The sequence below is a fragment of the Flavobacterium sp. IC2-16 genome (assembly GCF_055521455.1).
On record NZ_CM145480.1, the window covers coordinates 767,169 to 782,950 of the forward strand.

A 15,782-nucleotide genomic window follows, 5' to 3' on the forward strand; every position below is an offset into this window, starting at 1 on the left:
TAATTTGAGGATTTGGTTATTCGGAAAGTTCACAAATAAACAAATCCACGAATCCACAATTTATCTACACTTTACAAAAAATAAAATGGCTGCTCTCCTAGCCCTGACAGAGCGGTTAGCTCACAATTTTTATTGTGACTAGTAGCGAAGGCAGGAATATGAATTACAAATTAGCCAAATGTTTCGCTTCAAATAAACCGTTAATTTGAAACATTTCTTAAATTTGTTCGTATAACCCTTACAATCGGTTACACAACACCATTTTATAAGCTGCAAAAATAGTATATTTTAGAACATGGCGAAGGTAAAATATGTTTACGATCCTGAAAAATTAGCCTATCGGAAAATCAAACCGAAAAAAGGGCGAAGCATCGGGTATTTTGCATTATTTCTATTGGCTTCGGCTTTGTTTGGAATTTTGGCTGTAGTGGTACTGTTGAACACTTCCTATTTTGAAACGCCAAAAGACAAAATTCAGGCTCGTGAAATTGAAAACATGAAATTGAATTACGCCTTATTAAACCAACGCATCGAGCAACTTAATGATGTTATGGGGAGTTTAGAGGAACGAGACAATAATGTCTACCGAGCTTATTTTAACAGTTCTCCCATTGAAGATGCCAAGCGAAAAGGCGACACCTCTAAGGTCAACCGATACAAGCAACTAGAAGGATTTAACAACTCCGACTTAGTAATTAATGCTATGAAACGTATTGATGTTTTGTCTAACCGAATGGCTTTTCAGTCGAAATCGTTGGATGAGATTGTAAAACAAGCCAAAGGAAAAGAAAAACTTCTCGCTGCAATTCCTGCGATTCAACCGGTTAAAAATGAAGAATTACGCCAGATGGCTTCTGGTTTTGGATATCGAAGTGACCCGTTTACTAAGGTAAGAAAGTTTCATAAAGGCATGGATTTCACAGCGCGTACCGGAACACCAATTTACGCTACTGGCGATGGTGTAGTAGAAAATGCCGATGCCTCATTATCTGGCTATGGAAATCATATAGAAATTCGTCACGGCTATGGTTACAAAACCTTGTATGCACATTTGAGCAAGTACAAAGTAAAGCCGGGACAACATGTAAAACGCGGTGATGTAATTGGCTATGTTGGTAGTACTGGTCGCAGTGAAGCACCACATTTACATTATGAAGTCTATCAGAACGGAAAAGTGGTAAATCCTTTGAATTTCTATTACGGTTCTATTTCGGCTAAAGAATATGTTTTAATTTCACAAATTGCCAACCAAGAGAATCAATCTTTAGACTAGGAAAAAGAAAAAAGAGAAAAGAGAAAAGAGAAAAAGAAACAAGGAGAAAGAGAAAAGGGAAAAGCATAACAAATCTAACTTATCCCTTATCCCTTTTAACTTCAAACTCAAAACAAAAAGAATGCACTTAAACTTACCTGAAAAAAGATATTACAGCATTGGAGAATTAGCCAAAGCTTTTGACGTGAATGCGTCTTTAATTCGGTTTTGGGATAAAGAATTCGATATTCTTAAACCAAAAAAGAATGCCAAAGGCAATCGTATGTTCACTCCCGAAGATGTAAAAAACCTACAATTAATTTATCATTTGGTAAAAGAACGTGGTTTTACATTAGAAGGTGCTAAAGTACATTTAAAAGAAGGACAGAAAAAAACGCTCGATAAATTCGAAATCATTCGTAAATTAGAAGCTGTTAAAGTTCAACTCACTAATATTAAAAACGAATTATAATAACGATTAATAAAACAACTTTTAAAACTAGACACACATGAGAAAATGGTTAATTCCCGTAGGTATAATTGTAGTAATTGTATTTGCGTTATACAGCTGGGCAAAAGGCGTAAACAACACGGCAGTAACTTTAAGCGAAGGAATTAAAGAAGCTTGGGGTAATGTTGAAACCTCTTACCAACGCAGAAATGATTTAATTGGAAATTTAGTAAAAACAGTTAAAGGTGCAGCCGATTTTGAAAAAGGAACCTTAGAAGCAGTTATTAAAGCAAGAGCTGAAGCAACTTCTGTAAAAATAGATCCAACCAATATTACTCCTGAACAATTAGCGCAATTCAACCAAGCACAAGGTGGATTATCTTCTTCCTTATCTCGATTATTGGTAACTGTAGAACAATATCCAGATTTAAAGGCGAATGCAAACTTCTTAAAGTTACAAGATGAATTGGCAAGTACAGAAAACCAAATTCTAACAGCTCGCACGCGTTTTAACGAAGCGGTTAAACCATACAACACCCATATTAAAACATTCCCTAATAGTTTATTAGCCGGTATGTTCGGGTTTACCGAAAAAGCCTATTTTGATGCAGTAGCTGGCGCTGAAAAACCTGTAGAAGTAGAGTTTGATTTCAACAAAACTGAAGAGAAAAAATAATGTCTTTAACTGAAGATTTTCTAACTCCCGAAGAAGAAAGCGATATTGTTTACGCGATATCGTTAGCCGAAAAAAACACTTCTGGAGAGATTAGAGTTCATATAGAAGCACACGCACAAAAACCTCCGCTCGAAAGAGCTCAGGAGGTTTTTTACGCTTTAGAGATGTATAAAACTGAAGCCAGAAACGGTGTTTTATTTTATGTTGGTGTTCAAGACAAATCTTTTGCTATTGTTGGTGATGTAGGGATAGACCAAGTGGTAGAACCTGGTTTCTGGGACAGTACTAAAGACATCGTTATCGCTCATTTTAAAAGCAAAAATTTCAAACAAGGGCTAACAGAAGGAATATTAAAAGCCGGTGAACAGCTTAAAAAATATTTTCCCTACCAAACTGATGACACCAACGAATTACCTAACGAAATATCCAAAGGATAAATGATAAATACTATTGTAAAATTGACCAAATTTCTTGTAGCACTATTTTTTTTATTGCTGCAACAAGTAAGTTTTGCGCAATACAATATTCCAGAAATCCCAAAGTTTCAAACTTCAGTATACGATTATGCCCATGTATTAAACGAAAGTGAATCAAAAGCTTTAGAAGAAAAACTAATCCGCTATTCGGATAGTACAACTACTCAAATTGTTTTTGTTTCTATAGACGATTTACAAGGGGAAGACATTAGTCAACTTGCTACCAAATGGGCTCAAAAATGGGGCGTAGGACAAGCAAAAGAAGACAACGGCGTATTCATCTTATTATCCAAAAATGACCACAGAATTCATATTGTTAATGGTTATGGTGTAGAAGATCGTCTTACTGCTGGCACTACGGGTGAAATTATACGTGAAATTATTATTCCTGAGTTTAAAGCCGGAAGCTATTACAATGGTTTAGACAAAGGTAGTGATGCCATTTTTGATGTTTTAAAAGGAAAATACAAAGGAACTCGAATTGCCGATAAATCGGATAGCCCAAGTGCTGGTAAAATACTATTCTTTATCATTCTATTTGTCATCTTAATTATCATTCTCTCGAAAAACAACCGTGGCGGTGGCAGTGGAGGTCGTTACTCCGGCCCCGATTTAGGCGACATTATTATTTTAAGTCGAATGGGACGCGGTGGCGGTTTTGGTGGAGGAAGTTTTGGCGGTAGCTCAGGTGGTGGTTTTGGTGGCGGAGGCTTCGGTGGCGGTTTTGGCGGTGGAGGATTTTCTGGTGGAGGAGCCGGCGGAAGTTGGTAAACCAGTTGTCAGTCACAGTTCTCAACAGACAGTATAAACAAAAAGAGATTGCTTTCGCAATCTCTTTTTGTTTATTATTACTTCCTTAACGCACATTAACTCCTTAAAATCGTAACTTTAAGAGAAAATAGGGTTATGAAAAACTTTGCAATTAAACTCGTGTGGGCAACCACATTGTATGTTTTTGTATTTGCGGTTTTATGTCAAATGGATATTACCTATAACTTATTAATTGGGTTACTATTTTTTGGTTTTCTGCTGATTCCTTATATGGTATACACTGTACTTACTGACGATTACACAACTACAAAAACATTTCGAGATTGGTATGAAGACCACAACATATAATCTCCTTACTTGTTACATACAAAAGAGATTGCTAAAGCAATCTCTTTTTATTTAATGCATAAATCTTCCGCGTGAAGGTTTCTCTTTTCCTGCAAATTTTTCAATTTTATACGTTAACGAGAACATTAAATAGCGTTTTAAAACCGTATTCTGTTCGTCTCGAATTGTTGTTGCTGAAATAGTTCGTGTCGCGCTTTGGTTCTGATTTAACAAATCGTACACCTTAACTTTAGCGGTAAATTTCTTGTTGTAAAAGCTATAGGCTAAACTAGTATTCCATAAATAAAAATCTTTTTTAAAACCACTAGCTATATTAGAATTGTAGTTATAGGTAAAATCATTTCCGAAAGTCCAATTTTTAGGCCAGTAATTTGTGGTTTGAATACCAAATTTATGTTGAAAATTAGACGCTGAACTTATGCTATAGTTGGTATAATTCGTATTATTATACACATAACTATACGAAGGATTGATTACTAACAATTCGCCATACTCATAGGTAAAATAGGCATTCGCCCGTAAACGAATTCCGGAAGCATCATACAACTCGCCATTAGTAAATCCTTTGTTTAACGAAAAATTCACTCCGGTTCCTGCACCAAATCGAAAAGAATGCGACTCTTTTTTAATAGTTTTACTGTAATTAATTCCTGTCCAGGTATAATAGGTGTCTTGTACATTTCTATACGTAGTTATGCGCTTTCCATTGGCATCGTATTCGGTTGAAGAAACAAACTGACTATCATAATAATTTCCCCCTAAATAAAAACTGTATCCTGATTTTGCCGCATAATCGTAATCGTTAAAACTTGCATACAAATAATGTTTCTTATTCAATCCTAAATCTGGGTTTCCAATAAAGGTATTTAAGGGATTGGCAAGATCTTGCACCGGTAATAACTGAGAAGCAGAAGGCAAATCGTATTCAAAACTATAATTAGACCAAATTCGTTTAGATTTTCCAATTTTATAGCTTAAATACATTTCGGCAAAAGGCATAGCGTAGTTTTTATTCAAATCGGTTGCCGTTCCTAAATAGAACGATTTACTATCAAACTGAATTACCGCTGTACCTCCATTAGCCTGAAAATTGTACTTTTTCTTTTGAATAGCGAAACCAGCTCCCGGCCTTGCAATTCTAGCCATAGATGAAATTTCGTTGGTTAGATTATCATTAGCTATACTATATGAGTTTGAAACACCATCATAATCATATGCATTTTTATTTTGACCGTTTTTTCTCCATTCGTAATTAAAGCTTACATTGACACTTAAAGAATCTACAATAGGCTCCGAATAGCTCAACTCCATAGTATAATTATCCTGAGTACTTCTGTTGTTTCGAATTTGATCCCGAATATCATTTGAAGAACCTCCCTGATAGAAAATAGTAGCCGATTTATTGGACGATACTACTTCGTCTTTTGTGTTATCATTTTCAAATGATGCATTTAAATAACGACCTTTTCTAGAAAATGATTTATTGAAATATACTTTATTTGAAAAGGAATTCCCTTTACTATCATCGAACGTTTCGGAAGTACTTTCATTCAATAAGGTGTTCGTTTCATCTTTTGAAGATTGAAAAGACGATTCTCTATCCTTTCCTGAAGAATACGCCATTTTCGGAATTATAACAATTGAAGTAGTTGAATCGATTTTATACTCGAACTCCATGTTCGCCTGATGTCCAAATCGGTCAGAATTGGTTTTTGCATTTGATTCTGTTGTAAAAGTTCCAGTAGGCAAAAAGTTGATTTGCTTGAATCTTCTATCGTTTTTAGTATGTTGATCGGAGAAAAAGTAGCTCGTAGTCGATTCGAAATTTTTAAACCATTCATCCGAATAATTAATTCCAACCATATCCGATTGTGTTATTCCACTTCCTCCTCCAAAACGCATTCCGTTAATCCCAAAAGAACCATTATCGCTATAGGACACAGAACGGCTTCGTCCGCCTCCCATATTATCAAAAATTTCATCCATGGAAAAACCCACAGAGTTGATATTGTTTGAAGAAGCTAATACACTTAGTTTTCTCTTATTCTTGAAATAATTCAACAAAGCGCTGCTTTCATAGCGGTCATTAGAACCGTATCCGGCCATAAATTTACCGAACAATCCTTTGTTTTTATCTTCATCAATCGTTAAATTGATGCTGGTATTATTACCGCTGGCAACCTGCCCCGATAATTCTTCTTTTTTTGTTTTGGCATCACTAACCTGCACTTTGTTAATAATATCGGCAGGTAAATTTTGCAAGGCAATTTTCCCATCTTTATCAAAGAAAGGTTTTCCGTTAACCAAAATTTGATTTACTTCTTTACCATTTACAGTAATCTTCCCTTCAGAATCGATTTCAACACCCGGAAGTTGTTTTAACAATGTTTCTACATTAGAATCCGGGCGAACTTTAAACGACGCTGCATTAAACTCTAAAGTATCTTTTTTGATTCGAACTGGAGGTGCTTCGGCTTTCACAATAACTTCTCCCAGCATTTTAGCCTGATCTTTTAATGCAATAACCCCAAAATTCTTGTCCTCTTGAATTTCATTCAGAACAATTCTATGCTCTTCATACCCTATCATGGAAACCTTCAAATAAATCGGAAATGTAGTTTTCTTCAGTTCAAGTGAAAAATTTCCATTTTTATCGGTAATCGTATAATCTATCAGTGTAGAATCTTTTACCACGGAAACATAAACCGTAACGGCTTCTAAGGGTAATTTTGTGGTTTCCTCGATTACTTTCCCTTTAAAGGCAATTTTATTTTGTGAAAAAGCACTTAATGAACACAGAAAGAAAATAAAGACTACTATTTTTTGGAGCATAGTTAAAATAAAAGCGGTTAAAATGAATTTTCATTATAACCGCGAAATAAAGATTTTATTATGTAAGAATTTTATTTGTTCACTATTATTTAACAAATTATTTCTGTCTGAAATAAATATCGATAGGAACACCAGTAAAATCATAATGTTGACGCAATTGATTTTCAATAAAACGCTTGTATGGGTCTTTAATATATTGTGGCAAATTGGCAAAAAACACAAACTGAGGTGTTGGTGTTGGCAACTGCATACAATATTTAATTTTCATGTATTTTCCTTTTAAAGCAGGAGGTGGTGTTCTTTCGATAATTGGCAACATCAATTCGTTAAATTTAGACGTTGAGATACGTTGCTTTCTATTTTCGAAAACCTGAACTGCTGTTTCTAAAGCTTTCAACAAACGTTGTTTTGTTAATGCTGAAACAAACAAAATAGGAACATCGGTAAATGGTTCAATTTCTTTTCGAATTTTGGCTTCATAATCACGAGCAGACATGGTATCTTTTTCCACCAAATCCCATTTATTCACAAGAATCACGATTCCTTTGCGGTTCTTTTCTGCCAACCAAAAAATATTTTGATCTTGCCCTTCGAAACCACGAGTGGCATCAATCATTAAAATACATACGTCTGAATGCTCAATAGCACGTACAGAACGCATAACCGAATAAAACTCTAAATCTTCTTTAACTTTTGCTTTTCTACGAATACCTGCAGTATCTACTAAGTTAAATTCGAATCCGAAACGGTTGTATTTAGTATCAATAGCATCACGAGTTGTTCCGGCAATATCGGTAACTACAAACCTATCTTCGCCTATAAGCGCATTGATGAAAGATGATTTCCCAGCATTTGGGCGTCCTACTACACAAAAACGCGGTAGTGGATTCTCTTCTTCAACAGCATCTGGAAGCTCTGGCAACACTTTAATAAGTTCATCCAATAATTCCCCTGTTCCACTTCCGTTCATTCCCGCAATCGTGAAATATTCACCTAACCCAAGATTATAGAACTCTACAGCGTCTTTTTCACGTTTTCCGTTATCAACCTTATTAACCGCTAGAAGTACTGGTTTCGTGACTTTACGAAGTAATTTAGCCACTTCTTCATCCATTGGTGTAACCCCTTCTTCTACATCAACCACAAAAATAATAGCATCGGCTTCATCTATGGCTAATTCTACTTGTTTACGGATTTCACCTTCAAAAATATCATCCGAACCTTTAATATATCCACCTGTATCGATTACCGAAAATTCTTTTCCATTCCATTCACTTTTACCGTAATTTCTATCACGTGTAACACCACTAACCGAATCAACGATAGCTTCACGTCTTTGAATTAAACGGTTAAAAAATGTTGATTTCCCAACATTTGGACGACCTACAATGGCTACGATATTATTCATTTTCTGATATTTTGATGCAAATTTATATTAATTAACTTGAAGTTGAAAGAGATAAGGAACGAGGCAAAAGCAAAAATTTCATCCATATCCTTCTTCCCTTACAGCTTTATTTATTTTTGGTTGTACCCGAATCGGCGCAATTGATAGGCGTTACTTCTCCAATCTTTGTTCACTTTTACAAACAATTCAATATGAATTTGTTTTCCGAAAAATTTCTCCAAATCTTCACGAGCTTGCATACCCACTTTTTTAATGGCTGCTCCTTTGTGTCCAATGATAATTCCTTTTTGCGTATCGCGTTCTACCATAATAACGGCACGAATTCGGATAATATCATCGTCTTCTTTAAACTCTTCCGTTTCAATTTCTACCGCATATGGAATTTCTTTATCGTAATTCAAAAGAATCTTTTCACGAATTGTTTCGTTTACAAAGAAACGTTCTGGCTTGTCGGTTAAAGCATCTTTTGGATAATACGGTGGTGATACTGGAAGTAATTCCAAAATCCTGTCGAATACCGTATTCACATTAAAGTTTTCTAAGGCTGATATTGGGAAGATTTCGGCATTTGGAACTTTCTCTTTCCATAAATTAACCTGTTCTTCCAATTGTTCTTGGTTGGATTTGTCGATTTTATTTAACAGCAGTAAAACCGGTATTTTAGAATGTATAATTTTATTAAAGAAAGCTTCGTCTTTTAATTCTTTTTCTCCCACTTCTACCATATAAACCAACACATCGGCATCTTCGAAGGCTGATTTTACAAAATCCATCATTGAATTTTGCAATTCGTAAGCTGGTTTTATAATTCCGGGAGTATCTGAAAAAAGAATTTGAAAATCATCTCCATTTACAATTCCCAGAATACGGTGACGCGTTGTTTGCGCTTTAGACGTAATAATAGAAAGTCGCTCTCCAACAAATGCATTCATTAGAGTTGATTTACCAACATTCGGGTTACCTATGATATTCACATAGCCTGCTTTATGCTCCATAATAAGTTTTTAAAATCACTTTTTTACCGAATACCCTCTGAGCATTCTCCTCTTAATATCAATTCAATAACTTTACAAAACCTACTTTGTGTGTCGTGACAAAATTTTTCGCAAAGGTACATAAAAAAAGCCACCCAATTTTGAGTGGCTTTTGTAGTAGCGGGAACAGGACTCGAACCTGTGACCTTCGGGTTATGAGCCCGACGAGCTGCCTACTGCTCTATCCCGCGCTGTTTCGAGTGCAAATATACAACCATTATCTACAATAGCAAGTCTTTTCTATAAATTTTTACAAAAAGATTTTCTTTGCTAATAAAAAGACCATTGAAATTTAATTCTCGATTAGTAAATTTCTTATATTTGAGTATAACCAAAAACAAAACACTTATGGAAATTAACTTTTTAGCACTTTTACTTGCTGCCTTATCTACATTGGTAGTAGGTTTTATTTGGTACAATCCAAAAGTTTTCGGTGGTATCTGGATGAAAGAATCTGGAATGACCGAAGAAAAAATGAAAGGAGCCAATATGATTATGATCTTCGGATTGTCAATCGTATATGCTTTTTTAATTTCTTTTATCCTTCAGATGCTAACTATTCACCAATTTGGCGCTCTAGGTATGGTTGGTGGTGATCCTGCAATGGCAAAACCATCTTATGAGGCATTTATGGCTGATTATGGTGATGCATTTAGAACATTCAAACATGGAGCATTACACGGTTTCTTAACTGGATTGTTTCTTGCCATCCCTATTATTGGTACAAATTCATTATACGAAAGAAGATCTTGGAAATACACGCTAGTAACAGGAGGTTTCTGGACAGTTTGTTTTACTATTATGGGCGCAATCATTTGCGGTATGAAATAAGCAAAATTTAATGTACTACTAGTACAAACAAAGAAGTAGTACATAAAAAATCTTAACATTTTATTATAATACAATCGCTCTACATTTGTAGGGCGATTTTTTTGAAATTGAAAACAACCTATACTATTTATTCCAAAATTTCAGAACTCCCAACGGTTTGGGACGAAGTTGCTGTTAGTAACGCTTTCCTACAAACCCCATATTTAAAAGTTCTGGAAACTTCAGCACCTGTAAACATGCAATGCTTTTACATTGGTATTTTCGAAAACTCGGAACTCATCGGTGTGGCTTTAGCCCAGTACTTAGACCTAAACCAACTGGAATCGTTTGGAGAAAGAGACCAATGCTTCAAAACCGCCATTCGAAATTTTGTTTTTAAAAACTTTGCCTCCCATGTTTTGTTTTTAGGTAACAACATGATTACCGGACAAAATGGCTATGCTTTTACTAAAGAAATGGATTTTGCGCAAATTAGCCACATGCTAATGGATTGCTCGAAAAGTATCGTAGCGTATTTCAAAAAGCAAAAAATCAACATTCATCTTGTTTCGTTTAAAGACTTTTATCAAGAGTGTGCTTCAGAATTAAAGAAATTCGATTTTGCTTCGATTTACGAATTCAACACCCAGCCCAATATGATTTTTGAGCTTCGTGATGAATGGAAAAATGCAAATGACTATATCGCTTCTTTTTCAAAAAAATATCGTGACCAATACAAGCGAGCTCATAAAAAATGTGAAGACATTAGTATGCGCGAGCTGTCTTTAGAAGAAATTACCGCTAACGAAAGTCGAATTTACGAGCTGTACCATCACGTTGCAAAAAATGCCCCGTTCAATACTTTTTTCTTAGCTAAGAATCATTTTTCAACCTTTAAGGCACTTTTAAAAGATCAGTTTGTTCTTGTTGGTTATTTTCTCCATGAGAAATTAGTTGGTTTTCACACCTTATTACTCAACGGTAATGTTTTAGAAACGTATTTTCTAGGATACGATTCGGAAGTACAAAAAGAAAAAATGCTATACCTTAACATGTTATACAACATGACGGAATACGGTATTGCTAACAGCTATAAGAAAATTATTTTTGGAAGAACGGCCCTTGAAATAAAAAGCTCAATTGGTGCCAAACCGGTTATGATGTCTGGTTTTATTTACCACAGAAACAAGCTAATCAACAAATATATCGGTAAAATTTTCACCAATTTAGAACCGGAAACCGTTTGGCAGCAACGGCATCCGTTTAAGTAATGAGAAATCGTTAAAGCTGATACTTAATTTTCAAGTTCCATTTGAACGGTTTCCCAATCTTCGAGCAATTGTTCTAAATCCTTCTTTTTCTTTTCATAAGCACTAAAAAAAGAAGCATCTTGCATCAATTTTTCATAATTTTCAGCTAAAGCTTTGTCATCTTTTTGAATATCGCCTTCTAATTGCTGAATCTGACTTTCAATTTTACTTAACTTATTCTGAAGCGACTTGTTTTTCTTCTGATCTTCGTAAGATAATGACTTATTCTCTTTAGGTGTTTCCTTTACAACAACATCTTTCTTTTCCACTTCACGCATGTTTTGAACATTACGCTGCTCTAAGAAGAAATTGATATCCCCTAAATATTCTCTTATTTTTTGATCTTTAAACTCGTAAACAATGTTGGCCATACCTTGTAAAAAATCACGGTCGTGTGACACCAAAAGCAATGTTCCTTCGAATTGTTGTAAAGCCGCTTTCAAAACGTTTTTCGACTTAATATCCAAGTGGTTTGTTGGCTCATCCATAATCAACACGTTAAACGGCTGAAGCAATAATTTACACAACGCCAAACGGTTTCGTTCTCCACCCGACAATACTTTTACTTTTTTCTCGACATCATCACCTCGAAACAAAAAAGCTCCTAGCATATCGCGAACTTTCGAGCGATTAGTATCAGTTGCAGCATCTGTCATAATATCCAACAGCGTTTTTTCGCCATCTAAATATTCCGCCTGATTTTGGGCAAAATAACCAACCTGAACATTATGTCCGAGTTTAATATTACCCTGGTATTCAAATTCATTTAAAATCGCCTTAACAAACGTTGACTTTCCTTGTCCGTTCTGCCCTACGAAAGCTATTTTACTACCACGTTCTACTAAAAGTGAAATATCCTTCAAAATAGTTTTATCACCATAACTTTTAGTTACGTGTTCGGCTTCAACTACAACACGACCTGGAGTAACCGAAATTGGAAATGATATACTCATAACCGAGTTATCATCTTCATCAACTTCGATACGTTCCACTTTATCAAGCTTCTTAATTAACGATTGTGCCATAGACGCTTTAGACGCTTTGGCTCTGAATTTTTCGATTAACTTTTCGGTTTCTTCAATTTTCTTTTGCTGATTTTTCTGAGTAGCTAATTGCTTTTCACGAATTTCATTGCGCAAAACCAAATATTGCGTGTAGGGTTTATTATAATCGTATATTTTTCCTAATGATATCTCGATAGTACGATTGGTGACATTATCCAAAAACATTTTATCGTGAGAAATAATCATCACAACCCCTGGAAAGGTTTTTAAGAAACTTTCTAACCAAATTATACTTTCGATATCCAAGTGGTTCGTAGGTTCATCCAGAAGCAAAATATCGTTATTCTGTAAAAGCAATTTAGCCAGTTCGATACGCATTCTCCATCCACCTGAAAAAGTATCGGTTTGATTGTCGAATTCTTCACGTTTGAAACCAAGTCCTAAAAGTACTTTTTCGGTATCTCCTACATAGTTATACCCACCTAAAATTTCATAATGATGGGTTACATCACTTAACTGTTCAATAAGTTCCGAATAGCCCGCGCTTTCATAATCGGTTCGAGTGGCCAATTGATGGTTGATTTCATCGATTTTAAATTCGGCCCGTTTGATTTCTTCAAAAGCCTGATAGGCTTCTTCTAAAACTGTTCTCCCTTTAACGAAATCGATATCTTGACGTAAAAAACCAATTTTAACTTCTTTTTCTGTGGCAATACTTCCAGTATCCGGTTGCATATCACGTGCTAAAATCTTCAACATAGTGGATTTTCCCGCACCGTTTTTTCCAACTAATCCGACTCTGTCGCCAGCTCCTAAACGAAACGTTACTTCTTCAAACAAATATGTTCCTCCGAAGGAAACCGATAAATTATGAATATTCAGCATATTTTTGTGACTAATGTTACATCGGTAATTTACTTAAAGCCTTACCTTTGATGAAATTTTTTGCAAATGTTAAAAAAAGGATCGAAACTCAACAGTATTTTAACAGGAAGTTGTCCTAAATGTCAAGAAGAAAGTATGTATTTGGACAAAAACCCGTTCCATATGGGCAATATCTTCAAAATGCATGAAACTTGTGGACATTGTGGAACTCGATACAAGATAGAACCCTCTTTTTTTTATGGAGCTATGTATGTGAGTTATGGTGTTGGAATTGCTTTTGGTGTTGCTGCCTTTATAATTTCTTATTTGTTTATCGGAACCACACTGAAAACCTCATTTATTTCAATAGTGGCTACATTAATTGTGTTCATGCCGGTAATAATGCGCTTGAGCAGAAATATTTGGATAAACATTTTCATCAGTTATGATAAAAATTGGAAAAACGGAACTCATTAATAATTAAGTTGCATTATTCATTTTTTTATAAAACCGTTTAATATCAATTTGTACATCAAGAGAATCACCGTACTCAATATGATTGAAAAGCTCTTTTGCCAACCATGGACCAAGCATAACTCCACGAGTACCGAGTCCGTTTAACACAAACATATTGTTATATTTAGGATGTGGCCCAACAATAGGTCTTCTATCTTTAACTGTTGGCCGAACTCCCGCTAAATGTTCAATAATTTCGAAATCACAGTTAATTACCTCTCTTAAATTGGAAATAAGCTCTTGTTTCCCTTCCTCTGTAGGCAAATCGGTTTTGTCTTCCCAATTATAAGTAGCACCAACTTTATACAAATTATCACCCATTGGCAATATGAAAACACCTGCTTTTATGATTACATCTAAATCTAAATCTGGTGCTTTTATAACTAGCAATTCCCCTTTAGTTCCATCTAGAAGGACACCTTTAAAATAAGGATTGAAATTCAATCCAAAACCATCAGCTAAAATTAGTTTACGATACGAACGTCCATCATATTCAATACAATTCTCGTGAAAAATAATAGCATCGTAATTGAATTTTTCATTACTAAATAAATTATTTTGAATCAAAAAAGAAACATATTCATTTAAAAAAATAGTGGTATCGACATATCCAGTTTCTAAAACTTCTCCAAAACCAAAATTAGACTCAATCGCATTATACTTTTTAGTAATAATTTTAGAAGATAAAAAAGAGCTCATTTGAGGCATATCGGAAGCGCAGAACCAATTGTTTTGTTCTTCAACTGAAGCAAATCTACGGTACACCGGTAAAGAAAAATTAAACTGAACTCCTAACCTTTTTTCAATTACTTTATAAAATGGCAACGCATAATTAAGCTGTTCAGAAGCTTTCCAAACAGGAATAAAGCGCTTTAAAACAATTGGGTTATAGATACCCGCAGCAACCTTAGATGATGAAAATCCAAAATCATCAACTACATTAAAGGTTTTGCCTTGCAATAAAGCAGTTTCAGCAAACGAAATACCAGCCAAGCCAGTTCCAACGATTAAATAATCTATCATAGCGCAAAAATAAAAAACTCCTGTCTTTCAACAGGAGTTTCTATATCATAATTGTGAGAAATTCTTAGTAATTCCACATATCCATTTCGAAGTTGCGGATTTTCTCTTTTACTCTTTCAGACTCTAACAATTGCATTTGAGAGTTATCTTTCATGTATTGCTCGATAGATCTGTCACCGTAAACATTCTCTTCTTTGTAAATCACACCGTTGAAACGACGCGCATTTAACAAGTGGTCAAATGTAATTGGCATAGCAGAGTTTCTGTCGTTAAAAGCTTTTGCCTCATGAAGTTCGTTACGCACTGCTGGGAAATAAATCCAGAACAATTCAATAACGTCTGCGTTATCGTTTCCGATATCACGTGCTTCAGGAGAAATTGGACAAAGACCTAACAGTCTGTATTTCAATTCACCTTGACGTTTGTCGAAATACCAGTAACCTTTTACTTTATATCCCGAAATATCAATAGCCGTTAACTCTCTTTTGTCAATAAACTGTGGATCTAGTACACGAGTTTTTTTGACCATGTAATCATCATAATACGTGTTAATTTCATCTCTACCAGCTTGAGTAGTGTCGATGTATGTAAAAGACGAAGACATGTCTTTAAGTGTTTTTTTGGTATTAAAATAATCATCAGCATACACTTCTGTTATTTTACCATCTTTAATCCCTTTAATAAGAACATCAAATAAAGAACGTCTGTCTTTACCAATATTAGCAGTATCAATAGGATAGTATAACGGGAAGTTTACTCTTTCATCTAAATCGATGATTTCCCAAGTAGTTTTACCCATCAAAACATCACGATCGTGAACGTAACCATAAGGTAACGGTTTGTCGTTGTCTGCATTCATTTGAGCAGCTGTTTTTTTACCAATCTCATCAGGAGTTTTGGCATTTAACAGATTTGACTGAGCAAAAGAAGTATAGCTTCCAGCTACTGCAAAACATACTAATAAAAAATGTCTCAATTTCATGTTCAAAAATTAAAGTTATTTAAGT

15 protein-coding genes and 1 tRNA gene are annotated in these 15,782 nt (G+C 34.9%); 9 read left to right on the forward strand and 7 right to left on the reverse strand.

Features of this window, described 5'->3' with window-relative positions; all coding sequences use genetic code 11:
- The first annotated feature begins 295 nt into the window (after positions 1 to 295).
- The 6 genes from ACZ1JT_RS03400 to ACZ1JT_RS03425 all read left to right on the forward strand — a co-directional run bounded on the left by ACZ1JT_RS03400 (position 296) and on the right by ACZ1JT_RS03425 (position 3,974).
- Entirely contained in the window at positions 296 to 1,273 is a 978-nt protein-coding gene (locus tag ACZ1JT_RS03400; RefSeq protein WP_465094758.1) for a M23 family metallopeptidase, read from the forward strand.
- Between the two features lie 121 nt (positions 1,274 to 1,394).
- A complete protein-coding gene (locus ACZ1JT_RS03405) occupies positions 1,395 to 1,724 on the forward strand; it encodes a MerR family transcriptional regulator (RefSeq protein WP_465094759.1) in 330 nt (109 codons plus the stop codon).
- Between the two features lie 37 nt (positions 1,725 to 1,761).
- Entirely contained in the window at positions 1,762 to 2,379 is a 618-nt protein-coding gene (locus ACZ1JT_RS03410) for a LemA family protein (protein ID WP_465094760.1), read from the forward strand.
- On the forward strand, positions 2,379 to 2,816 hold the full coding sequence (locus ACZ1JT_RS03415; RefSeq protein WP_465094761.1) for a TPM domain-containing protein: 438 nt from the start codon (positions 2,379 to 2,381) through the stop codon (positions 2,814 to 2,816). The genes ACZ1JT_RS03410 and ACZ1JT_RS03415 overlap by 1 nt, the downstream gene beginning before the upstream one ends.
- Positions 2,817 to 3,626, forward strand: coding sequence for a TPM domain-containing protein (locus tag ACZ1JT_RS03420; RefSeq protein ID WP_465094762.1), 810 nt, complete (start codon positions 2,817 to 2,819; stop codon positions 3,624 to 3,626). It begins immediately after the preceding gene.
- A 135-nt stretch (positions 3,627 to 3,761) separates the two neighbouring features.
- Complete coding sequence (locus ACZ1JT_RS03425; protein ID WP_465094763.1) at positions 3,762 to 3,974, forward strand: hypothetical protein; 213 nt, start codon at positions 3,762 to 3,764, stop codon at positions 3,972 to 3,974.
- A 51-nt stretch (positions 3,975 to 4,025) separates the two neighbouring features.
- Here the strand turns inward: ACZ1JT_RS03425 and ACZ1JT_RS03430 are convergent, their stop codons facing one another.
- The 4 genes from ACZ1JT_RS03430 to ACZ1JT_RS03445 form a co-directional block, all read right to left on the reverse strand.
- Positions 4,026 to 6,806 carry an outer membrane beta-barrel protein gene (locus tag ACZ1JT_RS03430; RefSeq protein ID WP_465094764.1) on the reverse strand — a complete coding sequence of 927 codons (2,781 nt, stop codon included), beginning with the start codon at positions 6,804 to 6,806 and terminating at the stop codon, positions 4,026 to 4,028.
- 97 nt (positions 6,807 to 6,903) lie between these two features.
- Positions 6,904 to 8,214 carry a ribosome biogenesis GTPase Der gene (der, locus tag ACZ1JT_RS03435; RefSeq protein ID WP_465094765.1) on the reverse strand — a complete coding sequence of 437 codons (1,311 nt, stop codon included), beginning with the start codon at positions 8,212 to 8,214 and terminating at the stop codon, positions 6,904 to 6,906.
- A 110-nt stretch (positions 8,215 to 8,324) separates the two neighbouring features.
- Positions 8,325 to 9,209, reverse strand: coding sequence for a GTPase Era (gene era, locus ACZ1JT_RS03440; RefSeq protein WP_465094766.1), 885 nt, complete (start codon positions 9,207 to 9,209; stop codon positions 8,325 to 8,327).
- Between the two features lie 157 nt (positions 9,210 to 9,366).
- Positions 9,367 to 9,439, reverse strand: a tRNA-Met gene (locus tag ACZ1JT_RS03445).
- Between the two features lie 157 nt (positions 9,440 to 9,596).
- Between ACZ1JT_RS03445 and ACZ1JT_RS03450 the strand changes: the two genes are divergently transcribed.
- Both ACZ1JT_RS03450 and ACZ1JT_RS03455 read left to right on the forward strand, forming a co-directional pair.
- The gene (locus ACZ1JT_RS03450) at positions 9,597 to 10,079 is read left to right on the forward strand and encodes a DUF1761 domain-containing protein (protein ID WP_465094767.1); all 483 of its coding nucleotides are present in this window, start codon (positions 9,597 to 9,599) and stop codon (positions 10,077 to 10,079) included.
- Positions 10,080 to 10,186: 107 nt separating this feature from the next.
- Positions 10,187 to 11,329: a peptidogalycan biosysnthesis protein gene (locus tag ACZ1JT_RS03455; RefSeq protein ID WP_465094768.1), complete on the forward strand. Its 1,143-nt coding sequence runs from the start codon at positions 10,187 to 10,189 to the stop codon at positions 11,327 to 11,329.
- A 23-nt stretch (positions 11,330 to 11,352) separates the two neighbouring features.
- Here the strand turns inward: ACZ1JT_RS03455 and ACZ1JT_RS03460 are convergent, their stop codons facing one another.
- Complete coding sequence (locus tag ACZ1JT_RS03460; RefSeq protein WP_465094769.1) at positions 11,353 to 13,257, reverse strand: ATP-binding cassette domain-containing protein; 1,905 nt, start codon at positions 13,255 to 13,257, stop codon at positions 11,353 to 11,355.
- Between the two features lie 66 nt (positions 13,258 to 13,323).
- On the opposite strand from ACZ1JT_RS03460, the gene ACZ1JT_RS03465 reads away from it, so the two are divergent.
- Complete coding sequence (locus tag ACZ1JT_RS03465; protein ID WP_465094770.1) at positions 13,324 to 13,713, forward strand: DUF983 domain-containing protein; 390 nt, start codon at positions 13,324 to 13,326, stop codon at positions 13,711 to 13,713.
- 3 nt (positions 13,714 to 13,716) lie between these two features.
- Here the strand turns inward: ACZ1JT_RS03465 and ACZ1JT_RS03470 are convergent, their stop codons facing one another.
- Positions 13,717 to 14,775 (reverse strand): NAD(P)/FAD-dependent oxidoreductase, encoded by a 1,059-nt coding sequence (locus ACZ1JT_RS03470; RefSeq protein ID WP_465094771.1) that lies wholly within the window; start codon positions 14,773 to 14,775, stop codon positions 13,717 to 13,719.
- A gap of 64 nt (positions 14,776 to 14,839) precedes the next feature.
- Entirely contained in the window at positions 14,840 to 15,757 is a 918-nt protein-coding gene (gene porN / locus ACZ1JT_RS03475; protein WP_465094772.1) for a type IX secretion system ring subunit PorN/GldN, read from the reverse strand.
- Between the last annotated feature and the right edge of the window lie 25 nt (positions 15,758 to 15,782).